We start from the raw sequence: 26059 nt of genomic DNA, 5'->3' as shown, positions 1-26059 counted from the left end.
GACCATCCTCGAGGACCTCGGGGACCGGGCCGGCACCGCCCGCAGCTACCACCAGCTCGGCAACCTCGCCTACCTGACGGGCGATCTGGCCGAGGCCGAACGCCGCTACCAGCAATCCCTGACCATCAAAGAGGACCTCGGGGACCGGGCCGGCACCGCCCGCAGTTACCACCAGCTCGGCATGCTCGCCCAGAACCGGGGGGACTATGCCGAGGCCGAACGCCGCTACCAGCAATCCCTGACCATCCTCGAGGACCTCGGGGACCGGGCCGGCACCGCCCGCAGCTACCACCAGCTCGGCAACCTCGCCTACCTGACGGGCGATCTGGCCGAGGCCGAACGCCGCTACCAGCAATCCCTGACCATCGTCGAGGAGCTCGGGGATCGGGCCGGCACCGCCGGCAGCTATCACCAGCTCGGCATGCTCGCCCAGGACCGGGGGGACTATGCCGAGGCGGAACGCCGCTACCAGCAATCCCTGGCTATCGCCGAGGACCTCGGGGATCGGGTCGGCACCGCCAGCACCTATCACCAGCTCGGCATGCTCGCCCAGGACCGGGGGGACTATGCCGAGGCGGAACGCCGCTACCAGCAATCCCTGACCATCAAAGGGGACCTCGGCGACCGGGCCGGCACCGCCCGCACGACCAGTCAGCTCGGCATCCTGCACACCGCCACCGGACGCCCCGAACAAGCCGTACCCCTGCACTGCACCGCCCTGGCCATCCGCCTCGACCTGCAAGTACCCGACGCCCGGACCGACCTCACCGCACTCGCCCAGCTCCGCACCACCCTCGGCGAGCAAGCCTTCCACCACGCAGCCGCCACCACCCTCGACGAGCAGTCCCGGGACACGCTCGATGAGCTTCTCGACCGAATTGGCTCGCAGTGGGAAGGTGAGGGTGGCGACGTTGCGTGACATGACGAGCGCGAGCCGGTTGACATAGTTCGTCGTTATCGATCTGCAGCGACATCCCGACGGTCGACTTCGAATCCGAGCTGGACAGGGCCAAGTGTCGCGCAGTTGGATCAGCTGGATCGGAAGCCGCCCTGAATTGCTGCTATCGACGCTCGCTGGCCAACTAGCAGCTGCTGGCGACCGCCCACGGGTTGTCGTCATGGTCGCCGGACAGGAGTCGAAGAGGACCTCACGCCGCCGATCAGGCATTGGTCACTCAGATTTCATCTGCGGGAGAGTCGTGGTCTGATCTCCTCTGGCCGCGCTAACCGACCAGATTGTCGGCCGTTGGGCTGATAGCTGCTGGACAGTGCAGCATCGAGGACGACGGCTTTGCCCGGCCGGAGGACGCAAGCCCGACGCGGGCGTCAGCGGAGCAGTTGACCGCGGCCACCGCACCGTGGGGTTCCCGGGGGTCGCCCCCGGGGTTGGCATGGGTGGGCCGCCGGGGACTCGAACCCCGAACCTAAGGATTAAAAGTCCTCAGCTCTGCCATTGAGCTAGCGGCCCGCGATCATAGAGTACCTGTGCCCTTCCGCGGAGTCGTACGGTATTCGCCGTGGCGGGGTTTTGGCTGATCAGGGTGGATGTTTTGGAACTGTCATGTGGCTGAGTGGGGGCTGCCACGTGGGTCGTGCAGAACATTGGCATGGATGTTCGTAGGCCGGTAGTGGTTGGGGTTGACGGGTCTGAGAGCTCGGGCGCGGCCGTGCGGTGGGGGGCTCGGCATGCGCGTGAGGTGGGGGCTCCGCTGCGGCTGATCTACGCGGCCGGCACCGCCGAGCCGGTGGCGGTCAGCGAGCGTGTCTTGAACGCCGCGGTGATGGAGGCGGGGTCGGGGCTCGACTTTTCGGCTTACGAGGTGCCGGGGGATGCGGTTGCGGCGCTGGTCGGGGCGTCCCGGGAGGCCGGGCTGCTGGTGCTGGGGGAGAGTGAGCGCGGGCGGTTCGCGGCTGCGTTGACCGGGTCGGTTGCCGTACGGGTGGTGGCTGACGCTGTTTGTCCGGTGATCGTGGTGCGGGGGGATTCGGATCCGGTGGGGCCGCTTGTTGTCGCGGTGGACGGGTCGCGGTCCAACGAACCTGCTTTGGCGTACGCCTTTCGGGAAGCTGAGCGTCGTGAGTGTGCGCTGTTCGCGGTGCATGCGTGGCAGCAGCCGCTGGTGCCGACGGGGGCCGGCACGCTGGCGTCGGCCGCGGCGGATGGCTGGGAAGAGTGGGCGGCGGCGGCCAAGCGGCTGCTTTCCGATGCGCTCGTGCCGTGGCGGTCGGCGTTTCCGACCGTGGCGGCCTATGAGCGCCTGGTCGAAGGGCCCGCCGAGTCGGCGGTCACCCATGAGACCTCCGGTGCGGCCCTGGTGATCGTCGGCTCTCGTGGGCGCGGGCAACTGGCGGGTTTGCTGCTCGGGTCGACGAGTCAGGCGCTGATTCGCGACTCGGGCTGCCCTGTGGCGGTCATCAGGGCTGTGGACTGATGAAGGGCTGTGGACTGAAAGAACAGCCGTACGGGAAAGGTTGCACCCTGAAGGATTAGCCGGGTCCGGTAGAAGCGCGGGATGAACGTGCGAAACGGGCATGTCGGCACTGTTCGGTCGGGCGTGGGGGGTCCAGGATTTTCGTCGGGTCGCAGACCGCGGCTCGAACGGGAGTGGGGATTCGCGTGACCGAGTTTGACGCCGAGCAGCTGTCGGCGGGATTCCGCTCTATGACGATGTTGACCGCGCTCGTCCGGCGCGGCGGCCGTCCGGCGGCGGTGGCTCCGACCATCGAGCTGCGGGCGGCCGAGAAGCAGTACGGGTGGCTGCCGGTGACCGTGAACGGCGGCGAGCGCCGGATCGCGGTCGTCACCAACCTGCGGCTGATCGTGGGGGACGAGATTCCGCTCTGGGCGATCACGGCGATCCGGCCGGGTGCCATGCCGTGGTCGGTGGCGCTCGAGGTGCGTGGGCGGGACGTGCCGCTGGTGCTGAGCGGACCGTGGGTGCCGTGGATGAGCGTCGTGTTGTGTGCCGAGCTCTACGGGACCGCCTGGCCGCCGGCATTCGCCCCGGTAGCCACGGTGCCGGCCCCACGGCGTACGGCGGAAGGGGTCTGTGTGGCTGGAGGTAAATAGCCTATGAAAAAAGAATCGGACTCGGTGGACCGGAAGCCCCGGCACTGCGACGCTAAGCAATGTGTATGACTACGACCTGTTGGTGCTGGGGTCAGGTCCCAGCGGTCAGAAGGCCGCCATCGCTGCCTCCAAGCTCGGGCGCCGGGTCGGCATCGTCGACCGGCGGGACATGATCGGCGGCGTGTGCATCAACACGGGCACCGTGCCGTCGAAGACGCTGCGGGAGGCGGTCGTCTATCTGACCGGCTTCAGTCAGCGCGATATGTACGGAAGCAACTACCGGGTCAAGGAAGAGATCACCGTCAGCGACCTGGGTGCCCGCACCCAGCACGTGATCACCCGGCAGACCGACGTCATCCGGAACCAGCTCACCCGTAACAAGATCACCATGATCACGGGCACCGGCCGGTTCGCCGACGCGCACTCGGTGTACATCGACAGCGGTAGTGGACGCGAGACCAAGGTCAGCGCGGACAAGATCATTATTGCGGCGGGTACGCGTCCCGCCCGGCCCGACAGTGTCGACTTCGACGACCGGACGATCGTCGACTCGGACGGCGTGATCAACCTGCAGGCGGTGCCCCGCAGCATGGTCGTGGTCGGCGCCGGGGTCATCGGCATGGAGTACGCGTCGATGTTCGCCGCGCTCGGCACCAAGGTCACCGTCGTCGAGCGTCGCGAGAAAATGCTCGACTTCTGCGATGACGAGATCATCGAGTCGCTGAAATACCATCTGCGCGACCTCAGCGTGACGTTCCGTTTCGGCGAAGAGGTGGCCGCGGTCGAGCGTCACCAGACGGCCGCGCTCTGCATTCTCAAGAGCGGCAAAAAGATCGTCGCCGACACAGTGATGTATTCGGCCGGCCGCCAGGGTCAGACCGACGACCTGGCGCTGGAGGCGGCCGGACTGCAGGCCGACCGGCGCGGCCGCATCGAGGTCGACAGCAATTACCGTACGGCGGTCGACAACATCTATGCCGTGGGCGACGTGATCGGCTTCCCGGCGCTGGCCTCGACCTCGATGGAGCAGGGACGCCTGGCCGCGCACCACGCCTGTGGCGAGCCGGCCCGCGAGATGCACCGGCTGCAGCCGATCGGCATCTACACGATCCCCGAGATCAGCTTCGTGGGCGCCACCGAGGACGAGCTGACAGAGAGCTCGACGCCGTTCGAGGTGGGCATCGCGCGCTATCGGGAACTGGCCCGCGGGCAGATCGTCGGCGACTCCTACGGCATGCTCAAGCTGCTGGTCGCGCCCGAGGACGGCAAGTTGCTCGGTGTGCACGTCTTCGGCACCAGCGCCACCGAGATCGTCCACATCGGGCAGGCCGTGATGGGCTGCGGGGGCACGGTCGACTACCTGGTCGACGCGGTCTTCAACTACCCGACGCTGTCGGAGGCGTACAAGGTGGCCGCCCTCGATGCCGCCAACAAGATCCGGAACATCACCCGAATCGACGGCTGAGCAGTGACGACGGGGGCGACCGCATGCGTCAATGCGTCGCCCCCTCTCGCCTTTTGAGACGATCATTACTGAGAAATTTTCGTTACCCGCCCCTCGGCTCGTGTCCGCACTGTGGCGAATCGGCACAAGTGGGCCACCCCACAACGATGGAAATCTGATCTCTTAAGGGGAACCAAAGCCGAGGTGGGCGGGGCGATGAAAAAGAATCAAGTACGCTTCGGCTATGTCATGGTTGGCCAGCGCACGGCACGGCGTACGGGAGGCGCCCGCCGGATTGGCGCTTCTTCAGGAGCTGCTGAACACCCGGGCGCCGCTGGCGTACGGGAGTGACCTGCTGCTCGCGGCCGACGATGCCCAGCTATGGCTGACCGAGGCGCTCGCCACCTGGTCGCTGGTGTCCGGACTGCCGGCGCCGACGCTGCTGATCTCGTCGTCCGACCTGCGGTCGCTGCGGCGGCTGCGCAGCACCTTCGAAAACGTGATCCTGGCGGGTGGCCATCGTGGGCCCGACGGTTCATTGCCGCCGGCCGACGTGCCGGTGAGCCTGGTGCCCGACGCCGACGGCTGGGTGCGCATCGTGCCGACCGGGCGGGGCACGCGCTGGCTGGCGTCGGCGCTGTGGGCCGAGGCGCTGCTGGCCCAGCAGGCGGGGATCTGGCCGCGGCTCAAGCTGTGCAACAACCCGGACTGCCGGGCCGCCTTCTTCGACACGTCGCGCAACAACAGCGGCGTGTGGCATGACGTCAGCACCTGCGGCAATACGGCCAATCTGCGGGCCTTCCGCGAGCGGCGACGGTTGATGGGTGGCAGCGGGGCGTTGCCGCCGCGGCCGACCGTGCAGGGGCCGCCCAACCTGATTCGGCCCGCCGGCCTCGTCTGATCCGGGCCGGATGGGAACTCTCGGCCTGGTCCGAGCGACTATTGGGCATGGCTTGTGAGCGGTGGCGCGAGATGCTTTCGGCGCAGCTGGACGGGGAGGACGACCCGGCCGAGCGGCCCGCGGTCGACGCGCATCTGGCGGAATGTGCTGGATGTCGGGAATGGCTGGATCGTGCGGCGTCGGTCAACCGGCTGACCAGCACGAGCATGACCGCCCCGCCCGACCTGACCGCGGCGATCCTGGCCGCGCTGCCGACGCGCGACGCTGTGTTGCCCGGCGTCGGGGATCGTGCTGAGGGCTGGCGAGGTCGGCTGCGCCGCTTTCCGGTGGCGATCGTGCTGACCGTGGCGCTGGCTGTGGTCGGGGCGGTGCAACTCATCCTCGGGCTCAACCAGATCGGCGGCGGCGTAGTCGGGGCTCACGTGCACACCGGGCTCGACGCGACGCCGGGTCACCTCTGGCACGAGTCGGCCGCGTGGAACGTGGCGGTCGGCGCCGGCTATCTCTTCATCGCGCTGCGGCGGACCCGCCCGTCGGGGCTGGTGCCCATGCTCACGGCCTTCGTCGGGATGTTGCTGCTGCTCTCGGTCAACGACCTGACCGCGGCCCGGGTCGACGCCACCCGGCTGATCAGTCACGGGTTCGTCATCCTGGGATATCTGCTGATCGTCGCGCTCTCGCGGATCCCGGGCGGCTTCGTCAGCACCCCGCCGGGGGCGCGTTCGAGCGGCGGGGCCTGGCGGGCCGCTTTCGGCGAGACCGAGGAGGACGAGCCGGCGACCACGTCCGCCGTCCGGCCCGGCCTGCGGCTGGTGCCGCCCGGCCCGATGACCGCCCACCACGACGAGCGGCACGCGGCCTGACCCGCGACAAGCGCCACGACGAGCGGTGCGGCTGAGTCACGACGGGTGGGTGTGATCTTCGAGGAGCGTGCGTAGAAAAGGGCAGGCGGAGGGGGTCAGCGGGACGGAGGGCGTACGGAAAGCTCCCGCCAATCCCCCGGAGCCGAGAGCAGGGCCCGGACCGTGTCGAGGGCTGCCTCTTCGCTGTCGTACTCGAAGAAGGCCGAGACACCCTCGGCCCCGCCCGCGCGCTGCTCCACATACCACTGGTCGCCGCTCACCCGCAAGTAGATGTCCTTGCGGGCGACGCGGCCCCATTTGCCGTTCCACCAGTGCTTACGCTGCTCCATCCCGGCAGCGTATCGAACATCTGTTCGATCGTCGCCGAGCGGGGCCGACAATCAGCGAGGCGGTTCCTGCTGGTGACGGCCCGGAGTGTCGCCGTAACCGCGGGTCTGCGACTGGGCGACCAGCGCGTCGCGGATCTGGGTGAGCAGCACGATGTCTTCGGAGGGGGCCTTCGGCGGCGGCTCCTCGCCGCGGCGGCGACGCTCGGCCAGGATGTTCAGCGGCAGCACGACGAAGAAGTAGAGCACCGCGGCGGTGATCAGGAACGTGATCAGCGAGTTGATGAAGGTGGCGTAGTCGAACGGCACGCCGTTGACCGAGAAGGTGCCCGCGCCCATGCCCGAGCCGCCGCCCATGAGCTGGATCAGCGGCTTGATGAAGCCGGTGGTGAATCCGGTCACGACTCCGGTGAAGGCGGCGCCGATCACGACGCCGACCGCGAGGTCGACGACGTTGCCCCGCATGATGAAGTCTTTGAAGCCCTGGAAGATCTTGTTCACGAAGCTCTCCTGCGCGCGCCTGGGGATCTTTACGGCCGCAGGTGCCCACGACCGGTCGGCGACAAACTACGCCGATCGGGACGAGCCGAAAAGAGCAGAAGTCTCAGTCGAGCGCGGGTTCCTGAGCGTTCACGGCCTCGTCGACCGTGGGATAGGTGCGCAACACCTCGACCAGCCCGCTCACCTCGAGGATGCGCAGCACCCCGCGCTGCGGGGCGGCCAGGCGGACCGTGCCGCCGGCATCGTCGGTGCTGTTCTTGGCCCGGACGAAGACCGAGAGGCCGGTGGAGTCACAGAACGACACCTCGGCGAGGTCGAAGACCAGACGGGTGCGCCCCTTCTCCAGCAGGTCGCTGATCTGGTCCTGAAGCTGGGGCGCGGTGGCCATGTCGAGCTCGCCCGCGACCGACACGACGACCATGTCGGCGCGCTGTTCCGTTTGTACCGTCAGAGACATTCAGGACCTCCAGTTATGTGCTGAACGGTACTCCAAGACACGCCGGGCGCGCAGAACGGGGGTTATTTGGCTCGCAGCAAGTATCAAGGTCCGCGATGGTAAAGTCCCGCCCGTTGTAGGAGCTGGGACAAGTTGCAGGAGCCAGGACAAGGGGAGGCAGCGGTGACGCTGAGCGTGGATGAGGCGGCCCGCTTCGCCGCTCTGCTCGAGGAGAATCAGGACGCCCTGGTGGCGGCCTGGACCGAGCAGGTGGCGGCCACGTTGCGCGGCCGGCTGAGCCAGGCCGAGCTGCAACGGCAGACGGCCGAGCTGCGGCGCGGCTTCCAGCAGGCCTTGGCCGGCGCGGCGCGTGATCTCTCCGGCGAGAGCACGGCCGAGCTGCGGGCTCAGCTCGCGGAGTTGTCCGCCTCGCGGGCGCGGCAGGGCTTCAGCGCCACCGAGACCGCGGTCAGTGTTTTCGCCCTCAAGGAGGCCGTGCTCGGCGTCCTCGGCGACTACAGCAGCGACGCCGCCACTCTCAAGGACTACGTGGCCTTCTCTTCTTTTGTCGACCAGGCGGCGCTGTTCACCTTCGACAGCTACGTCCGCGTACGCGAGGAACTCATCGCCGACCAGACCGAGCAGCTGCTCGAGCTGTCGACGCCGGTGGTGAAGCTGTGGGAGGGCGTGGTCGCCGTCCCGCTGGTCGGCACGCTCGACTCGGCCCGCGCCCAGGTGGTGATGGAGCGGCTGCTGCAGACGCTGGTCGACACCGGTTCCCCGTACGCGATCATCGACATCACCGGTGTGCCGGCGGTCGACACCCAGGTGGCCCAGCACATCCTCAAGACGGTGGTGGCCGCCCGGTTGATGGGCGCCGACTGCATCATCTCCGGCATCCGCCCCCAGATCGCCCAGACGATCGTGGCCCTGGGCATCGAGTTCGGCGACATCGCGACCAAGTCCTCGCTGGCCGATGCGTTGCGTTACGTGCTGGCCCAGACGGGCCGGAAGGCGCGCTGACGTGGACCGCGTACCGGTCCTCAAGATCGGTGACATCCTGCTGGTCTCCATCCAGATCGACATGGAGGACCAGGTCGCCCTGCAGCTGCAGGAAGACCTCGCCGACCGCATCGTGGCCACCGGCTGCCACGGTGTGATCATCGACATCAGCGCGCTCGACATCGTCGACTCGTTCGTCGGCCGCACGCTGGCCACGATCGCCGCGGTCTCGCGGGTGCTCGACGCCGAGACCGTCGTGGTCGGCATGCGCCCGGCCGTGGCGATCACGCTGGTCGAGCTGGGCCTGCAGCTGCCCGGCATCCGTACGGCACTGAACGTCGAGCTCGGCATGGACCTGCTGGCCCGGGAACGCGGCGACGACGACGGGGACGACGGCGACGACGTGGAAGGCACCGATACGCCCGCGGTATCGACGCCGTGAACGAGCGGATCGAGGTCACCTCCGACCGGGACGTCGTCCGGGTCCGCCAGCTCGTGCGTACGCTGGCCGTGGCGGTGAAGTTGTCGCTGGTCGACCAGACCAAACTTGTCACGGCGGCGAGCGAGCTGGCCCGCAACACCCTGGTCTACGGCGGGGGCGGCTCGGTCGAGGTGAGCCCGGCCGAGAACGGGCGGCGCAAGGGCATCCGGATCGTTTTCGCCGACAATGGGCCGGGCATCGCCGACCTCGATCTGGCCTTCACCGACGGGTACACGACGGGCGGCGGGCTGGGGCTCGGTCTCAGCGGCGCGCGGCGACTCGTCGACGAATTCGACATCGTCACCGCGGTAGGCGAGGGTACGACCATTACCGTGACCAAGTGGTGCCGATGAGCGGAGGCGCGGTGGCGTCGCTACCCGAGGGGCTTCTCGACGGGGGAGTCTGGTTCCGGGTGGAGGAAGCCGCCACGGCCTCCGCCGTACGCCGGACGGCCGAGCGCCTGGCAGCCGAACTGGTTCTGCCCGAGCGCCGCGTCAACGACCTCTCCATCCTCGCCGCCGAGATGGCCGGCAACCTCGTCAAGCACGCCGATCAGGGCGTCCTGCTGCTGCGGGTGGTCCGCACGCCGGAACAGGCCGGGGTCGAGCTGATCGCCGTGGACCACGGGCCGGGCATGGCCGACCTGGTGCACTCGATCGGCGACGGGCATTCGACGGTGGGCACCCTGGGCATCGGACTGGGTGCGATCGTGCGCCAGTCGTCGTGGTGCGACCTGCACTCCGTACCGGGAAAAGGCACTGTGCTGGCGGCTCAGGTGTGGCCGGGCGAACCCCCGTTGCCCGCCCGGGCGGCCGGAATCACCCGTCCGTTGACCGGTGAGCCGGTCAGTGGGGACGCCTTCGCCGTCCGCGAGGCCGAGGGCCGCCGGCAGGTGCTGATGTCGGACGGGCTGGGGCACGGCGGGCTGGCCGCGGCGGCCTCCCACGAGGCGGTCCGCGCGTTCACCGACGCGCCCGCGGCCCCACCGGCGACCGTCCTCGAGCATCTGCACCGCCGGATGAGTCACACCCGTGGCGCGGCCGTGGCCGTGGCCGAGCTCGACCCCGACGCCGGCCTGGTCCGCTACGCCGGACTGGGCAACATCTCCGGCACCGTGGTCTCGCCCGGGGGCACCCGGCGCGGCATGATCTCGCTGCCCGGCATCACCGGTCACCAGCGCCGCCAGATCCGCCAGTACGACTATCCGATCACTCCGGAGGATGTCGTGGTGATGCACTCGGACGGCGTGGTCGACCGCTGGAACCTGGCCGACTATCCGGGCCTGCTGCTGGGCTCGCCCTTGGTGATCGCGGCGACCCTGTTGCGCGACGCGGGCACCCGGCGCGACGATGCCGGTGTAGTCGTGGCCAGGCTGTGATGAGCGCCGCGCCCCTGTTGCGCATGCGGCTGCGGGTGGAGCAGGACGTCTTCGTGGTGCGCCAGCTCGCTCGTGAGGTGGCCCGCGCGGTCGGTCTCGAGCAGCAGGACCAGACCCGGATCGCGACCGGGCTGAGCGAGGTGAGCCGCGTGGTGCTGGCCGAGGGCACCGATGCCGACGTGACGTTCACCGTGTGGGAAAACGGGGTAAAGCCCGCCCTACGGTTGACGGTCGAACGTGCGGCTACCGGTGACGTGGAGCGACTGCGCGGAGAACTTGCACATGTGGGCCGTCTGGTGGATCGGATGGAGGTCGAACAGGGTGAGACCGGTACGGTCGTCTGGATGGCTCGACGTTTGCCGGCGAGTGCGCCGAGGCTGACCCCGGAACGGATGGACGACATCCGCGCCGGGTTGGCCCGCCACGTCCCGGGAAGCCCCCTCGACGAGCTCAACGTGCAGAATCAGCAGCTCATCGCCGCCCTCGACGAGGTGCGCGCGCAACGCGACGAACTGGCCCGGCTCAACGCCGAGCTGGAAGAGACCAACCGCGGTGTCATGGCGCTCTACAACCAGCTCACCGAGGAGCTGGAGGAGACCAACCGCGGCGTGGTGGCGCTCTATGCCGAGCTCGACGAGAAGTCGGAGCAGCTGGCCGCGGCGAGCGAGGCCAAGAGCCGCTTCCTGGCCAACGTCAGCCACGAACTGCGTGCGCCGGTCACCGCGGTCATCGGCCTCGGCCGGTTGCTCGGCGATGGCTCCTCCGATCCCCTCACCACCGAGCAGAGGCGTCAGGTCGAGCTGATCGGCAGCTCGGCCAGCGACCTGCTCGCGCTTGTCAACGACCTGCTCGACCTGGCCAAGGCCGAGGCCGGCCGGATCGAGCCGCAGTGGGAGCAGGTCGACCTCAAGGCCATGTTCGGCCAGCTGCGCGGCACCCTGCGGCCGCTGGCGACCCGGCCCGAGGTCGACTTCCGGGTCGACGAGCCGGCCGTGGCGTCGATCCGCTCCGACGAGGTGCTGCTGGCCCGGGTGCTGCGCAACCTGCTCACCAACGCGCTCAAGTTCACCGCCGCCGGTGAGGTGCGGCTGGTCGCCCGCGCGGTCGACGACGACATCGAGTTCACCGTGGCCGACACCGGCACCGGCATCCCGCCCGAGCTGCACGAACGAATCTTCGAGGAGTTCTATCAGGTGCCGGGCAGCAAGTCGCTCAACGGCAAAGGCACCGGCCTCGGTCTGCCCTACGCCCGCCGGCTGGCCGGCATCCTGGGCGGCGTGCTCCGGGTCGACTCCACCCCCGGCGAGGGGAGCACCTTCACCCTGAGGCTGCCGTCATGACCCCGGCCACCGTGCTGGTCGTCGACGACAGCGCGACCAAGCGCTATCTGCTGGTCAGTTGGCTGACCCGGGCCGGCTTCACGGTGCGCCAGGCCGAGACCGGCGGCGAGGCGCTGACCATGCTGCCCGGCTCCGACGTCGACCTGGTGGTGCTCGACGTCAAGCTGCCCGACATGAGCGGCTTCGACGTCTGCGAGAGGATCAAGACCGATTCCGCGTACGGCTCCTTGCCCGTCATCCACGTGTCGGCGCACGCGGTCGACGTCGTCGATCGCACGCAGGGCCTTAACCGGGGCGCCGACGCCTATCTGGTCGAGCCGATCGAGCCCGACGAGCTGATCGCCACCACCCAGGCCGTGCTGCGCTACTACTCGGCCCGCCGGCGAGCCGAGGCGCTGGCCACCCGCATGGTGCGGCTCGCCGAGGCCACGCTCGCCATCAACACCGCGGCCACGTTGCCCGACCTGCTCCAGGCGGCGGCGATCGGGGCGCAGGAGATCTTCGGTGGCCCCGTGGTGGTGCTGGCCGAGGGCGCGGACGGCGAGGGCATCGCTGCGGTGGGCTCACCTCCGGTCGTACGGGAATGGCCGTTGCCGGAAGAGACGGTCGAGGTCGGCTCGCGGGTCCGGACCGATGATGTCGCTGACTGGGACGGCGTCACCTGGCCCGACGGGGAGTCGGTGGCGGTCGCCGCGGCCCGGCTGCGCAACGACCGCCCGCCGATCTATGTGGCCGTGCCCGCCAGCAGTCAAAATCCGGGCTTCCCGGTGCTGCGGCAGCTCTCCCAGACAGTCGCGGCGGCCGTCGAGGCTCAACGCTCCTACGACGAGGAACATCGGATTGCGGTCACGCTGCAGCGCAGCCTGCTGCAGTCGCACCTGCCCGACGTGCCCGGTGTCGAGCTGGCCATGCGCTACGAGCCGGCCGGTGCGCAGTCCGAGGTGGGCGGCGACTTCTACGAGCTCACCATGCTCGACGGGCGGCTGCTGGTGGCCATCGGCGACGTCGCCGGCCACTCGCTGCACGCGGCCACGGTCATGGCCGAGGTGCGGCACGCTGTTCGCGCGTACGCCGTCGAAGGGCACCCGCCGGGCGTGGTGCTCGGCCTGGTCAACCACTTCATGCGAACCGTGCTGCCGGACGACTCGGCCACCATCTGCCTGCTCACGCTCGAACCCGCCACCGGAAAGGTGCGGATGGCCAGCGCCGGGCACCTGCCGCCGCTGCTGCACACCGCCGAGGGCACGCAGTTCCTGGCGCCGCACGGCCCGCTGCTCGGCATCAACGCGGCCCGCCCGGCCGACGACCTCGAGTTCGTGCTGCCGCCGGGCGGGACGCTCGTGCTCTATACGGACGGCCTGGTCGAGCGCCGGGACGCGGACATCGACGTGGGCCTGGCGGCGCTGGCCGAGGCGTCCGGGTCGGTCGAGCCGAGCCTGGACGCGTACTGCCGTCGCCTCATGGTGGAACTCGGCGGCGCCGGGCAACAGGCCGACGACATCGCGATCGTCGCCCTGCGCCGCCGATAACGCTCTAGTACACCCCGGAGTACTGCTGGTAGCCGGTGCCGACGACGGCCCGGTCGCCGAACGTGCCGGATCCGATGCCGAGGCGGCGGTAGAGGACGCCCGCGGTGTCGCGCAGGAGCAGGTCGTTCAAGCCGTCCCCGTTGAGGTCACCGGCGCCGATCACGGCGTTGTAGCCGAGCCAGCCGGTGCTGATGACCACCCGGTTCTGGAACGTGCCGTTGCCGTTGCCGTACATCGCGTACATCGTGCTGGTGGGGTCGTACTGCATCATCAGGTCGGCCTTGCCGTCCAGGTTGATGTCGCCGACGCCCACGAAGCGGCTGTATCCCTTGTAGCCACCCGGGATCTGCAGCGCGGCGCCGAAGCCGCCGGTGCCGTTGCCGGGGAAGATGAAGAGGGAGCCGCTCTCCCGCTCGCGGACGACGAGGTCGGAGATCCCGTCGCTGGTGAGGTCACCGGTGTGGATCAGCGCGTCGTAGCCGTTCCAGTTGCCCGGCAGTGCCACCGAGGTCTTGTTGCCAAGCGGCGGGGCCTCGCCGCCCAGGTAGGCCCGCATCGAGCCGTCGGACCGGCGGACCAGCAGGTCGTTGCGGGAATCGTTGTTGATGTCGCCGTACGGCAGGATGCCGGTCAGCGCCGGCAGCAACTCGGAGCCGGCGCTCACCGTCGAGATGGTGTCGCCGGTGTTCCGGGTGTACTGCCAGTTCCCCTGGCCGGTCGACGCGCTGTTCAGGGCCAGCAGCGTCGGCTGACCGGTGCACTCGTAGCTGTGCAGCATCGGTGCCCCGCCACAGGTGATCGTGAAGTTGCCGGTACCGATGTTGGTCGTCCGGCCGTCCACAGTGGCCGCGAGAGTCCAGCGGTACGGGCCCTTGGCCGCCCGCTTGCCGCCTTCGAGCAGACCGTCCCAGGTCGTGGTCGAGGTGACCCGGGCCGCGCCGCCGGTGATGCGGGCGGCGACCACGTTCTTGCGTACGTCGAGAACGGTCAGCGTGGTCGACGTGACCGGCCGGGAGAGCTGCGCGGTCACGGCCACCGGGCCCGGCAGGGTGACCGAGGTCGGCGCCGAGATGGTGGTGCCGGCGACCGGGGCGGACGGAGCGACACCCGGGTCGACGATGTGCACCGCGTTGTCCGCGTCGACCCAGGCCACGTCACCGCCGAACTTGTCGACGGCCCACGTGATGCTGCGGTCGTCGGCCAGGTCGCCGCGCGGGAAGTTGGCCATGACGACCGGCTCGCCCAGCGTGCCGGTGGTGAGGTCGTAGCGCAGCAGGTCACCGTTGTCGGCGTGCCGCACGAGGTAGTTGTCACCCAGCAGGTACTGCCCGGCCGGAACCTCGATGCGCCGGCCGGTGAACTCGGCCACGCCGGCCGGTCCGTCCGGGCCGCAGGCCCAGAGCAGGTGCTTGCCGGTGGCCTGGACCTCGGTCTTCGTACAGGTCGAACCGGTGCTGACACCCGGGAAGGTCTCGACGCTCGCCCGCAGGTCGTACCTCGAGATGGCGTCCGACGCACCGCCCGTCCACAGGTTGTCGAACCAGAGGGCCGAGACGCCCCCGCCCGGGCGGATGACCTTGGTGCCGTCGGTGCGCAGCAGGTCCTTCGAGTTGGTGTGGGTGACGAGCCGCCAGTTGGGGGACGCGTCGACCAGCTTGGCGGGCGCGGCGACCTCGACCGCGACCGGGCCCAGCGGCACCGACCGGACGAGGAAGTCGGACGGGTCGCGGCTCAGATAGGCCGAGCCGGTGTTCGCGCCGTCGACCGTGCGGACGCAGACCGAGTCGGCCTCGCACGTCTGCGGGAACGAGAGCGCGCCGTCGCGTACGGGGGAACCGGTGCCGGGCTCGCCCTCGCCGATCTGCGTGGCGTACTGGCGGTAGATCGCGTTCTCGCCGGGTCGCGGCTGCGCGGTCGTGTAACGGACCACGCCCGAGGTCAGGGTGAGACCGGCGGTGACCGCGTCGGCGTCCTGGAGCGCCAGCACGACCGAGGCGCCGGTCGCGGTCGCCTTGCGCACCGACCAGTCGGCCGGGGCCGTGCCGCCCACGAAGTAGACGCCGTCGGAGGCCTGCATCAGGTAGTTGTCGGAGCGCGCGGAGACGGTCGCCGGTTCCCCGCCGGCCGTCGTGTGCCGCAGCACGGGCCGCCGCTCGGGGTCGGTGCTGGGCCGCAGGGCGATCACGTCGTCCCCGGCCAGCCCGACGTTCTGCGACGACACGGCGGCGGGCAGCGTGACGATCCGCGGCTCGGTGGCGGTGCCGTCGGCCACCGCGGCGCGGTCGAAGATCTGCACCGAGGTCGAATAGATCAGGCCGATCCGATCGGCGGTCAGCACGACCCGGCTCGCGGCCGGGACGACCGGCAGCAGAACGACGCGCCCCGAAGCGGCGTCGAGCAGGCCGTAGCGGCCGTTGGGCACGCCGAAGCGGAGCACGGCGGCGGTGCCGTCGTTGGCTGAGATGAGGGTCTGCAGCGACGCGTCCGGGATGCCGGTGACCGGCGTCGTCGTGACGGTTCCGTCGGCGGCGAGCCGGCGCAGTTCGGCCGTGTTGGGCGTCTCGTTCTCGACGACCAGCACCGAGTCGCCGAGCAGTCGGTTGGTGCCGATGTCGGGGCCCGAGGGCAGCTCGCGCCAGGTCATCGTGCCCAGGTCGAGCGACTGGCGAGTCGTGTCGGTCACCGGGTGGTCGGGCGCCGAGGCGAACAGCATGACGGTGTCGCCACCCGCCCCGGCGACGGCCGCCGAGGGCACACTGCCCAGGCCCGGGACCACAGTGGTGCGACGGTCGGCGTAGGTCGTCCACAGATAGGGCGAGGACGACGCCCGGCGGTGCAGGAATCCGGTCTCGCCGGCGAACACCGGGGTGTCGGTGCCGAACGTGGTGTCTGCGGCCGGGGCCGGAATCACCCGGATCTCGGTCGGTGCGGTGGCCGCCTGGGCGACGCCCGGCAGGGACAGCCCGGCGGCGACGACCACGCCGCCTATGGCTGCCGCGATGGTTCTTTTCATTTCTCTCCCCGTGGTCAGTAGAGACCGGCGTACTTCTGGTAGCCGGAGCCGATGAGCTGACGGTCGCCGAACGTGCCCGCGCCGGTGCCGAGCCGCCGATAGAGGTTGCCGGCGGTGTCGCGCATGATCAGGTCGTTCTTGCCGTCCTCGTTCAGGTCGCCCGCGCCCAGGACGACGTTGTAGCCGAGCCAGCCGGTGCCGACGACCACCCTGTCCTGGAACGTGCCGTCGCCGTTGCCGTACTTGGCGTACATCGTGCTGGTGGGGTCGTACTGCATCATCAGGTCGGCCTTGCCGTCGCCGTTGATGTCGCCGGAGCCCACGAAGCGGCTGTAGCCCAGGTAGCCGCCCGCGATCGTCCGGGCCGCGGAGAAGCCGCCCTTCCCGTCGCCCGGGAAGATGGACAGCACGCCGGTCTCGCGGTTGCGGGCGATCAGGTCGGCCAGTCCGTCACCGGTGACGTCGCCGGTGTGGATCAGGACGTTGTACGGGTTCCAGTTGCCCGGCACCAGCACGGCCGTGCTGGTGCCGTAGTGCGACTGACCGATGCCGCGATAGGACCGCATCGTGCCGTCCGAGCGGCGGACCAGCAGGTCGTTCATGAAGTCCTGGGTGATGTCGCCGTACGGCACGATCGCCGTGGCGCCGGTCCAGTCCTCGGTCGAGCCCTGATCCCACAGCGTCGTCTTCGACGGCTGCGAGATCAGCCAGTGGCCCTCCAGCCTGGTTGGCGTGTCCAGTGTGCCGAGCACGGCCGGAGCGCCGTGGCACTCGGGGGAGTGCAATCGGGTGACGCCGCACATGACCCAGAACGTGCCCGAGCCGAGGGTCGCGGTGACTCCACCCGCGGTGCCGGTCACGCTCACCCGGTAGGTCCCGCTGGTCACCCGCTTGCCGCCGACCAGACCGTTCCAGCTGGCGTAGACCGCACTGCGGCTGAAACCGTTGTCGGTGGTGGCGACGACCTGTCCCGTACGGACTTCGGTGATCGTCGTCGTGGAGGAGTCGACCGGCTGGTTCAGGTCCATCGAGCCCGACCAGCCGATCCCGTCGCCGTAGTAGAGCGATTCCTGGATCCGGGTGGCCGTGGCGGCCGGCGGGGACGGGGTGACGCCCGGGTCGACGATGTGCACGTCGTCCGACTCGTCGACCCAGGCCACGTCGCCGCCGAGCTTGTCGACGGCCCACGTGATGTGGCGGTCGTCGGCCAGGCTCCCGCGCGGGAAGGTGGCCATGGTGGTGGCTGCGCCGAGCACGCCATCGGTGAGGTCGTGGCGGATCAGTGCGCCGGTGGCGTCATGCCGTACGACGTAGTTGTCGCCGAGCAGATACTGCGCGGGCGGCACCGCGATGTTGAGTTTGCGCACCTTGTCGTAGACGCCGGCCGGGCCGCTCGCGCCGCAGGCCCAGTAGAGGTGCCGCGCGGTGGCCTGCACCTCGGTGGCCGTGCAGTTCGATCCGGTCGGCACCTCGAGACCGACGGTCCCCTTGCTCAAGTCTTCCGCCCGCAGAAAACCAGCCCGGTTGGCGCTCCACATGATGTTGCCGACCAGGGCGGCACCGGTGGCCGGGCGGGTGATGGTCGGCGTGTTGCCGATGCCGACGATGTAGAGCTTGGCCGGGCTGGTGCCGTTGACCAGAATCCACGACGAGGACACGTCGGCGATCGAACCGCCCGCCGATGGCAGGTTTTCCAGGCTGCCGCCGTTGGGCAGGGAACGGACGGTGATGGAGCCGTCGTCGCCGGCCAGGTAGACGGTGCCGGTTTGATAGCCGTCCACCGTGCGGGCACAGGCGGCACCGGTCTGGCATGGGAGCAGATTGGCGGGCAGGGCGCCGGTGTCGGGAGTCGGCTCGGCCGGGCCGGTGACGGAGTGGGTGAAAACCCGGCTTTCCGGGTTGTTCGTCTCGCCCGAGGCCGGGTAGGCCTGGAGGTGCCGCAGGCGGCCCGCCAGCAGCGTGACCCCGAGGGTGCTGGCGGGCCGGTCGAGCGACGTCACGACCGACTGGCCGCCCTCCGTGGCCTGGCGGATCGACCACGTGCCCGCGCCGTCGCCGCCGGTCAGCAGCACACCGTCGGGGCCCTGAGCCGTCCAGAAGTCGCCGAGCGGGACCACCGGCGTGGGCTGCCCGCCGCCGGGCGAGTAGCGCAGCACCGGAGCCCGGCCCGTCATGCTCACCGAGGGCGCGACGATGACGTCGTCGCCGGCGAGCCCGACCGACACTGTGGACGGCGTCGACGGCAGCGTGAGCACGGTGGGCTCCGGGTTCCGGCCGGCGAGCACGGCCGACCGCGACCAGGTGCGGACCGTGGCGCCGAGGAAGATGCCGATCCGGTCCGAACTCAGCCGGGCCGTGCCCGTCCCGTCGGTCCCGGCCAGCAGCTCGACCCGGCCGGTGCGCAGGTCGAGCAGGCCCAGCCGGTCATCGGTGGGGCCGGTCAGCGACAGTACGGCGGCGTCGGCGTCCCCGGCCCGTACGGAAATGGCCGACGTGTCCTCGGGCACCCCGGTGATCGGCGTGGCCTCGTGGCTGCCGTCGGCGCCGAGCGACCACACCTCGCGCACCGGGGTGGAGGTGTTGCGCAGGACGACGCGGAAGTCGCCCAGCAGGCGGGTGACGTAGCCGCTGCCCGGCAGGCTGTGCTGCCGCCAGGTCATCGTGCTCAGGTCGAGCGCGGCCCGGGTGGTCACCGAGAAGTCGTGGCCGGGCACCGCGGTCGTGAACTCCACAGTGTCGCCGCCGGCCGGGATGACGGCCGACGAGGAGACGCCGGTGATGCCCTCGACGATGGTGGTGCGGCCGGTCGCGTACGGCGTCCACAGCCACGGCGAGGTGGCCGTGTGCTGGTGCAGCACGCCGGTCTCGCCGGCGAAGACCAGCCGCTGGGCGAGTATCACCGGCGACCGGTCGGCCGGAATGACCTTGACTTCGCTCGGTGCGGTGGCCGCCTCGGCTGGAGTGACCGAGGCGCCGACCGAGAGAAAGAGACCGGAAATGACCGCCGCGACGGCGCGGCGGGAAGTTGTGTACATCTATGGCCCCCGTTGTGATCGACCGCATCGTAGACATTCACCGTCGCCGTTTCAACAGTGATGTCGCGGTCGCCGCGGGGGCTCTGCTATTTGCCGGTCAGGCCCAGCACGTCGAGGGTCCAGGCCAGCACGAAAGCCTCTTCGCGCCAGGCGTCGTAGCGGCCACTCGGTCCGGAGTGGCCGGCGCCCATCTCGGTCTTGAGCAGGTAGTCGCCGTCGGGGGCGACCGCGCGCAGCCGGGCCACCCACTTGGCCGGCTCGTGGTAGAGCACGCGCGTGTCGTTCAGCCCGGCCATCACCAGCATTCGCGGGTATTTCAGCTTCGCGACATTCTCGTACGGGCTGTACGACTTCATATAGGCATAAACGTCGGCCGATTCGATCGGGTTGCCCCACTCCTCCCACTCGGTGACGGTGAGCGGGAGCGACGGGTCGAGGATGCTCGTCACCGGGTCGACGAAGGGCACCTCGGCCAGGATGCCGGCGAACTCTTCGGGGGCCAGGTTGGCGACCGCGCCCATCAGCAGGCCGCCGGCCGAGCCGCCGCGGGCGACGAGCTGCCCGGGCGACGTCCAGCCGCCGCGGCTGAGGGCCTGCGCGCACGCCACGAAGTCGGTGAACGTGTTGCGCTTGGTCAGGATCTTGCCCTGCTCGTACCAGCGGCGGCCCATCTCGCCGCCGCCGCGGATGTGCGCGATGGCGAAGACGACCCCGCGGTCGAGCAGCGACAGGCGGGCGATCGAGAAGTACGGGTCGGTGCTGACTTCGTACGACCCGTAGCCGTAGAGCACCATCGGCGCCGGCCCGCCCTCGTGGACGCCCGTGCGCGCGACGATCGAGATCGGCACCCGGGTGCCGTCGGGCGCCGTGGCCCACTCACGGAACTGCTCATAGTCTTCCGGCCGGTAGCCACCCAGCACCGGCTTCTGCTTGCGCAGCACCATCGTGCGGGTGTTCAGGTCGACGTCGAAGACCGAGCCGGGCGTGACCATCGAGGTGTAGCCGATGCGGACGGTCGACGTGTCGTACTCCGGGTTGCCGCCCAGGCCGACCGTGTAGAGCGGCTCGGGGAATTCCATCTCGTACGAGTCGGTGCTGCCGTCGGTCATCACCCGCAGCCCGGTCAGGCCGTCACGCCGCTGCGAGATCACGATGTGCCGGGCGAACGCGTCGACCGACTCGAGGCGGGTGCCGGGCTCGTGCGGGATCAGATCGACCCAGTCGCCGGGGGCGTCGGCCGACGTCCAGGACAGGGCGAAGTCTTCAGCGTCCCGGTTGTGCAGGATGAGGAAGCGGTGGCCGTGGTGGTCGATCGAATATTCGACGCCCTGCACGCGCGGCGCGATCAGGGCCGGCTCGGACTCGGGGGCGTCGGCCGGGAGGACCCGGACCTCTGACGTGATCTTGCTGCCCGAGCTGATCACGATGAACTTGTCGCTGCGGGTCAGCTCGACGCCGACCCAGAAGCGCGCGTCGGCCTCTTCGTAGACGACCACGTCGTCGCTCGACGGGCGGCCGATCGTGTGCCGCCAGATTCGGTGCGGCCGCCAGGCCTCGTCGACCGTCGTGTAGAACAGCGAGCCGGCGTCGGCCGACCAGGCCGAGTCGTAGAAGGTGTCGGGGATCTCGTCGGGCAGCAGCTCGCCGGTGCGCAGGTCTTTGATGCGCAGGGTGAACCGCTCGTCGCCGGAGAAGTCGGTCGAGTAGGCCAGCCAGTTGCCGTCGATGCTGACGTCGTAGGTGCCCAGCGCGAAGAACTCGTGGCCCTCGGCCAGCTCGTTGCCGTCGAGCAGCACCTGCTCGTCGGGGTTGTCGCCGGCCGACGGCGGGTCGGTCTCACCCGGACGCACGGGGACGCGGCACTGGATGCCGTACTGCTGGCCCTCGACCGTGCGCGTGTAATACCAGTAGGCGCCCTTACGCGCGGGCACGCTGAGGTCGGTCTCGAGCGTGCGGCCCTTGATCTCGTCGAAGATCGTCTCGCGGAGCCCGGCCAGATGGGCCGTCGCCTGCTCGGACCACGCATTCTCGGCCTCGAGATAGGCGCGGGTCTGCGGATCCTCCTTGTCGGCCAGCCACGCGTATTCGTCGGTGACGGTGTCGCCGTGGAAGGTGCGCTCGCTGGGCACCTGGCGGGCCGAGGGCGGGCCGTCGGGAGTCTGGATTGTCACGCGCCCCAGGTTACCGGTCCGAAATCCGCGACTTCTGCACTTCTTGCGCCTGCTGACCGCGCTCGTTCGAACAGGTGTACGATATGCCAGAGTGGACGATCTTCGGATCGTTCGATCTACCGCCGTCGAGGGACGTGGAGAAACGGGACGTGAACGAACCAGTTCTCGATGCGCTTGTGGACATCTGCGGGCCCGACTACGCGCGCGTCGCCCGCACTGTCGACACGGTCGGCGGCCGGCGCGTGGGTCACGTCGCGGTGCCGGCCACCGCGCATGCGGTCTCCGACATCCTGAGCCTCGTCGCCGATCGGGGCCTCAGCGCTCTGGCCCGGGGCAGCGGTTCCAAGATCGATTGGGGTACGCCGCGGCCGGGCGTCGACGTGGTGGTCGACACCGGGCGGCTCAGCGGCATGTGGAATCACGACGTCGAGCGCGCCACGGCCGAGGTGGCGACCGGCACTCCCGTTCACGCTCTGCAGGCCGCGCTCGCTCTGCAGGGTCAGCGCCTCCCGGTCGATCCGCCGTCCCGCACGGCCACGGTCGGCGGCATGCTCGCGGTCAATGAGTCGGGGCCGCTGCGCTACCGGTTCGGCACCCCGGCCGAATACGTGCAGAGCGTCGCCTACATCGACCGCACCGGTCAGGCGGCCTCGTCCGACGGGGAGGACGGCCGGCCCGGGCTGGCCGAGATCGACGGCGTGATCACGGCGGCCACTCTGCGGCTCGAGCCGCTGCCGCCGGCCCGGCGCTGGGTCGGCGTCGCCCTCCCGACCCCGCTGCAACTGGGCAAACTGATCGAGACGGCCGACGACTTCGAGCCCAGCGCGATCGAGGCCGACCTGCCCGCCGGCGGTCAGGGCGGCACGCTGGCGGTGCTGTTCGAGGGGGCCGAGGCGTCGGCGGTCGAGCAGGCCGAGCGGCTCGCGGGCGCCTGGGGTGCCGGGGCCGTGGTCACGCCGATCGCGCCGCCGTGGTGGGGCGTCTATCCGTTCCGCCGCGACGACGTCGCCTTGCGGCTCTCGATGTCGGTCGCCGACCTGCCGTCCGCCATCTACTCGCTGGGCGACGCGGCCGGTGGTGCGGTGCCGGTGCGTGGCTCGGCCGGGCTGGGCACGGTCCACGCGGTGCTGCCGGGCACGCTGCCGCCCGACCGCATCACCGCGATCGTCGAGAGCGTCCGGCACGTGCTGCTGGCTCGCAACGGGCGCGCGGTGGTCGTCGCGGCCCCGCCCGAGGTCGCCCACGAGGTCGAGATGGCCGGCCAGCGCGACCTGTTCTGACGGGCGCGGTGCGCCGAGCCCGCCGATGTGCGAGCTTGCCGGTTCGCGAGCCCGCGGATGTGCGAGCCCGCGGACGCGCGAGCTTGCCGGTTCGCGAGCTTGCCGGTTCGCGAGCTTGCCGGTTCGCGAGCTTGCCGGTTCGCGAGCTTGCCGGTTCGCGAGCTTGCGGACGTGCTAGCCCGCGGACGCGCGAGCTTGCCGGTACGCGAGCCCGCGGACGTGCGAGCCTGCGCGGTTCGCGGGGCTGCCGGTTCGCGGTGCTGCCGGTTCGACCCGGGCGACCCGTTCGAGCAGCGTGCCGTAGGCCGCCGGTCCGGTGGTGCCGCTCGAGCCCGCGGACGTGCGAGCCTGCCGGTTCGCGGGGCTGCTGGTTCGCGGGGCTGCTCGTACGCGAGGCTGCCGGTTCGCGGGGCTGCTGGTACGCGGGGCTGCCGCTTTACGCGCGCGCTGCGGTGGCTCAGCTGTGCAGGACGGCGTAACGGCTGCCCGCGGCGGCCGGGTGGCGGTCGGGGACGGGCTCGCTGCCGACGGCGTAGGTCAGATAGGCGAAGCGGCCGATCTGGGCCGTGCCCGTCAGCGCCAGGTTCTGCGAGGTCAGGTGGCGGGGCAGCAGCGGGGCGCCGCCGCCGAGCACGACCGGGGCGATACCCAGGATGATCTCGTCGAGCAGGCCCTGGTCGACGAACTGGCCCACCAGGTCGCCGCCGCCGACCAGCCAGACGTTCTTGCCCTTGGCCGCCACCAGCATCGCCTCGTGCACCCGCTTCACGTCACCGCTGACCATGAAGACGTTGGCGTCGGGCACCAGCGGCAGCTCCCGGTTGGCGAAGACCCAGCAGGGCATGTCGCCGTACAGGTCGTGCCAGTTCTGCGGCTGGTCGAGCACGTTGTCGTTCTTCAGCACCCACTCGTAGGTGGTCGCGCCCATGGCGAACGCGCCGACACCCGCGAAGAACCCGCCGAAGGGGTTCTCGTTGCCCCCGTCGACGTCGAAGAGCCACTCCAGCGAGTTGTTCTCGTCGGCGATATAACCGTCGATGCTCGTCGCCGTGTAGTACTGAGTTTTCGCCATGACAAACACCATGCCACGAAAAATCTGGCTTAAAGGGGCGAATCGGCTGGCTTGGGTTTACCTGTGAAGCTGGCCCGGAATCCCGCGTGATGCCGGCCCGGGATTCCCGGTGAACAGTGAGACTCAGGCGTCGTTGCGCAGCACGAGGATCGCGATGTCGTCCCGCGGCTCCTCGACCGAGAAGTTGATCGTGGTGGAGCGCAGCCGGGCCGCCATCACCTCGGCCGGATAACCGGCCAGTGGGCCCGCCGCGTCGCGCAGCCGGCCCGTACCGAAAAGCTCCCGCCCGCGGCGACGCTCGGTCACCCCGTCGGTGTAGAAGATCAGGGAGTCGCCCGGCTGCAGCCGCACCTCGACGTCGGGCGAGGTGATCGACTCGAGCAGGCCGAGCGCCGTGCCGCCCTCGCCCACGAACGACGTCTTGCCGTCCGCGTGCACCAGCACCGCCCGGTCGTGCCCGGCCAGGTGCAGGCAGACCGACAGCACCCCGTCCTGCGCTCGGGTCACCGAGGCCATCGCGAGCGTGCAGTATCGCCCGCCCCCGCGCTGCACCAGCGTCTTGTTGACCCGGCAGAGGATCTCGCCCATCGGCTTGCCATCGTCGACCAGGATGCGGATCACGTCGCGGACGAGGCCGGTCACGGTCGCCGCCTGCACGCCCTTGCCCGACACGTCGCCGACCACGACGATCCAGCTGTCGGGGCCCGAGGGCACCACGTCGTAGAAGTCGCCGCCGACCTCGGAGCCGGTCGGCACGTATTCGGCGGCGAACCCGATGCCCTCGACCTTGGGCAGCGCCGGCGGCAGGAGTGAGGCCTGGAGCGTGCGGGCGACCTTGTGCCGCTCGTCGTGGATGCGGGCGTTGTCGATCGCCAGGGCGGCGCGCCGGGCCACGTCTTCGAGCACGTTGACCTCGTCGGCGTCGTGCCGGATGCGGTGATGGCGACCCACCGCCAGCGTGCCGAGCCGGGTGCCCCGGGCGACCAGCGGCACCGCGAAGCCCTCGGTCGGCGCGCCCAGCATCACCTGGGTGCCGAGCCTTGACGCCTCTTCGAGCCGGGCCAGGATCGAGTCGGGACCGGTCTCCTCGAGCGTCTCGTGCAGCTGGGGCAGCAGCGACTCGTCGGTGTGGGTGGCCGCGGCCAGTTGCAGCCGGCCCCACGCGTCGGTGGTGTGCACCGCGCACCACTGGCCCAGGCGCGGCACCACCAGCTGCGGGATCAGCGCCATCGTCAGGTTGACGTCGAGTGACTGGGCCAGCAGCTCGCTCGCCTCGGCCAGGAAGGTCAGCCAGGTCTGGCGGCGCAGGTCGGCCCGGCGCAGGCGGTCGTTCTCGAGGTGCAGCGAGAACCGCTCGGCGACCAGCGCGGCCAGCGGCTGAGCGAAGCCGATGGGGGAAGAGTCAAGTTCCAGTTCCCCCGCGTACGGCCTCTGCACGTTGAGCGGCACCCGGATGGTGTCGGCGTCGTCGCGCGGGGCCCGGCCGTAACGGGCCAGCAGCTGGCGCCCGCCGCCGTCGCCGCGGTCGAGGCGGATCACCCCGCCGGCCGCCCCGGTCAGCCGGGCGAGCTGGGCCAGCAGATCGGCCGCGAACTCGGCCACGCCCTCTTCGGAGTTGCGCTCGGGGTTGACCTGCAGCAGCGTGGCGAGCGCGCCGACCCCGGCCGACCCGAAATCGGGCGCGTCGGCGGTCGCCGGCACCACGGCCGTGGCCGGGCTCGCCGCCCGCCCCTCGAGGCGGAACCAGACGCCCTTGCCGGAACCCTCGTGCACCGTGCCCCAGCGGCTGGCGAAATGGTCGACCAGCAGCAGCCCACGGCCGCGCTCGGCGACCTCGCCGATGTCGACGCTCTCGTTGCGCGGGCCGACCGCCAGCTGCTCGACCGGGCCCGGCGCGAAGTCGGTGACCGTCACGGTCAGCCCGGTGGCGTCGGCGCGAACCTCGATGTCGAGCTCGGTGTTGGCGTGGACCACCGCATTGGTGGAAAGCTCGGTGGTGAGCAGCAACGCCTCGTTGAGCAGGCTTTCCAGCCCCGCTTCCTCGAGGACCGTGCGCACGAGGGCACGCGCAGCAGCCGGCGTCCGCCGGTCGTTGGGCAGCCGGACGCGCCGGACGGGCCCACCCGGCGGGGTGTCCGAGATCGCATCGGCCTCCACTGACACGCATGCATCCTCTCCTGTAGGGGGGCCCGTGCACAAAGTCGTCTCTCGCATTGA

The 26059-nt window shown here is 70.1% G+C and carries 21 protein-coding genes and 1 tRNA gene; 13 read left to right on the top strand and 9 right to left on the bottom strand.

Annotation, left to right across the window (positions count from 1 at the left end; translation table 11 throughout):
- The coding region (locus KOI35_RS30155) for a tetratricopeptide repeat protein (RefSeq protein WP_215792007.1) at positions 1-919 on the top strand (919 nt) is incomplete at its 5' end.
- 477 nt (positions 920-1396) lie between these two features.
- Here KOI35_RS30155 and KOI35_RS30150 read toward each other — a convergent pair.
- Positions 1397-1468, bottom strand: a tRNA-Lys gene (locus KOI35_RS30150).
- A 139-nt stretch (positions 1469-1607) separates the two neighbouring features.
- On the opposite strand from KOI35_RS30150, the gene KOI35_RS30145 reads away from it, so the two are divergent.
- From KOI35_RS30145 to KOI35_RS30125, 5 genes are all read left to right on the top strand, one after another.
- A complete protein-coding gene (locus tag KOI35_RS30145) occupies positions 1608-2432 on the top strand; it encodes a universal stress protein (RefSeq protein WP_246614041.1) in 825 nt (274 codons plus the stop codon).
- Between the two features lie 230 nt (positions 2433-2662).
- A complete protein-coding gene (locus tag KOI35_RS30140; RefSeq protein ID WP_215792005.1) occupies positions 2663-3070 on the top strand; it encodes a hypothetical protein in 408 nt (135 codons plus the stop codon).
- 61 nt (positions 3071-3131) lie between these two features.
- The gene (gene sthA, locus KOI35_RS30135) at positions 3132-4535 is read left to right on the top strand and encodes a Si-specific NAD(P)(+) transhydrogenase (RefSeq protein ID WP_215792004.1); all 1404 of its coding nucleotides are present in this window, start codon (positions 3132-3134) and stop codon (positions 4533-4535) included.
- Positions 4536-4758: 223 nt separating this feature from the next.
- On the top strand, positions 4759-5415 hold the full coding sequence (locus tag KOI35_RS30130; RefSeq protein WP_215792003.1) for a CGNR zinc finger domain-containing protein: 657 nt from the start codon (positions 4759-4761) through the stop codon (positions 5413-5415).
- 47 nt (positions 5416-5462) lie between these two features.
- Complete coding sequence (locus KOI35_RS30125; RefSeq protein WP_215792002.1) at positions 5463-6278, top strand: zf-HC2 domain-containing protein; 816 nt, start codon at positions 5463-5465, stop codon at positions 6276-6278.
- A gap of 95 nt (positions 6279-6373) precedes the next feature.
- Here the strand turns inward: KOI35_RS30125 and KOI35_RS30120 are convergent, their stop codons facing one another.
- From KOI35_RS30120 to KOI35_RS30110, 3 genes are all read right to left on the bottom strand, one after another.
- Positions 6374-6607: a hypothetical protein gene (locus tag KOI35_RS30120; protein WP_215792001.1), complete on the bottom strand. Its 234-nt coding sequence runs from the start codon at positions 6605-6607 to the stop codon at positions 6374-6376.
- Positions 6608-6658: 51 nt separating this feature from the next.
- The gene (gene mscL, locus KOI35_RS30115; RefSeq protein ID WP_215792056.1) at positions 6659-7096 is read right to left on the bottom strand and encodes a large conductance mechanosensitive channel protein MscL; all 438 of its coding nucleotides are present in this window, start codon (positions 7094-7096) and stop codon (positions 6659-6661) included.
- A gap of 112 nt (positions 7097-7208) precedes the next feature.
- Positions 7209-7562 carry an STAS domain-containing protein gene (locus KOI35_RS30110; protein ID WP_215792000.1) on the bottom strand — a complete coding sequence of 118 codons (354 nt, stop codon included), beginning with the start codon at positions 7560-7562 and terminating at the stop codon, positions 7209-7211.
- A 162-nt stretch (positions 7563-7724) separates the two neighbouring features.
- On the opposite strand from KOI35_RS30110, the gene KOI35_RS30105 reads away from it, so the two are divergent.
- From KOI35_RS30105 to KOI35_RS30080, 6 genes are read left to right on the top strand one after another with little or no spacing between them, the layout of a single operon-like run.
- Positions 7725-8564 carry an STAS domain-containing protein gene (locus KOI35_RS30105; RefSeq protein ID WP_215791999.1) on the top strand — a complete coding sequence of 280 codons (840 nt, stop codon included), beginning with the start codon at positions 7725-7727 and terminating at the stop codon, positions 8562-8564.
- 1 nt (position 8565) lies between these two features.
- Complete coding sequence (locus KOI35_RS30100; RefSeq protein ID WP_215791998.1) at positions 8566-8985, top strand: STAS domain-containing protein; 420 nt, start codon at positions 8566-8568, stop codon at positions 8983-8985.
- Complete coding sequence (locus tag KOI35_RS30095; RefSeq protein ID WP_438870631.1) at positions 8982-9377, top strand: ATP-binding protein; 396 nt, start codon at positions 8982-8984, stop codon at positions 9375-9377. The genes KOI35_RS30100 and KOI35_RS30095 overlap by 4 nt, the downstream gene beginning before the upstream one ends.
- Positions 9374-10402: a SpoIIE family protein phosphatase gene (locus KOI35_RS30090; protein ID WP_215791997.1), complete on the top strand. Its 1029-nt coding sequence runs from the start codon at positions 9374-9376 to the stop codon at positions 10400-10402. The genes KOI35_RS30095 and KOI35_RS30090 overlap by 4 nt, the downstream gene beginning before the upstream one ends.
- Positions 10402-11742 carry a sensor histidine kinase gene (locus tag KOI35_RS30085; protein WP_246613928.1) on the top strand — a complete coding sequence of 447 codons (1341 nt, stop codon included), beginning with the start codon at positions 10402-10404 and terminating at the stop codon, positions 11740-11742. The genes KOI35_RS30090 and KOI35_RS30085 overlap by 1 nt, the downstream gene beginning before the upstream one ends.
- Entirely contained in the window at positions 11739-13271 is a 1533-nt protein-coding gene (locus KOI35_RS30080; protein WP_215791996.1) for a SpoIIE family protein phosphatase, read from the top strand. Before KOI35_RS30085 ends, KOI35_RS30080 begins: the two co-directional genes overlap by 4 nt.
- A gap of 4 nt (positions 13272-13275) precedes the next feature.
- Here the strand turns inward: KOI35_RS30080 and KOI35_RS30075 are convergent, their stop codons facing one another.
- The 3 genes from KOI35_RS30075 to KOI35_RS30065 form a co-directional block, all read right to left on the bottom strand.
- Complete coding sequence (locus tag KOI35_RS30075; protein ID WP_215791995.1) at positions 13276-16284, bottom strand: FG-GAP-like repeat-containing protein; 3009 nt, start codon at positions 16282-16284, stop codon at positions 13276-13278.
- A gap of 14 nt (positions 16285-16298) precedes the next feature.
- Positions 16299-19319 (bottom strand): FG-GAP repeat domain-containing protein, encoded by a 3021-nt coding sequence (locus KOI35_RS30070; protein WP_215791994.1) that lies wholly within the window; start codon positions 19317-19319, stop codon positions 16299-16301.
- Between the two features lie 86 nt (positions 19320-19405).
- Positions 19406-21490, bottom strand: coding sequence for a S9 family peptidase (locus tag KOI35_RS30065; protein WP_215791993.1), 2085 nt, complete (start codon positions 21488-21490; stop codon positions 19406-19408).
- A gap of 149 nt (positions 21491-21639) precedes the next feature.
- On the opposite strand from KOI35_RS30065, the gene KOI35_RS30060 reads away from it, so the two are divergent.
- Positions 21640-22770: an FAD-binding oxidoreductase gene (locus tag KOI35_RS30060; protein WP_308121215.1), complete on the top strand. Its 1131-nt coding sequence runs from the start codon at positions 21640-21642 to the stop codon at positions 22768-22770.
- A gap of 457 nt (positions 22771-23227) precedes the next feature.
- On the opposite strand, the gene KOI35_RS30055 is transcribed toward KOI35_RS30060, so the two are convergent.
- On the bottom strand, positions 23228-23842 hold the full coding sequence (locus KOI35_RS30055; protein ID WP_215791992.1) for a dihydrofolate reductase family protein: 615 nt from the start codon (positions 23840-23842) through the stop codon (positions 23228-23230).
- 123 nt (positions 23843-23965) lie between these two features.
- Entirely contained in the window at positions 23966-26056 is a 2091-nt protein-coding gene (locus tag KOI35_RS30050; RefSeq protein WP_215791991.1) for a SpoIIE family protein phosphatase, read from the bottom strand.
- Between the last annotated feature and the right edge of the window lie 3 nt (positions 26057-26059).

The sequence above is a fragment of the Paractinoplanes bogorensis genome (assembly GCF_018829635.1).
GTDB classification, from domain to species: Bacteria; Actinomycetota; Actinomycetes; order Mycobacteriales; family Micromonosporaceae; genus Actinoplanes; species Actinoplanes bogorensis.
The sequence above is the reverse complement of the archived record's forward strand: the minus strand, read 5'-3'. Positions and strand labels throughout refer to the sequence as shown.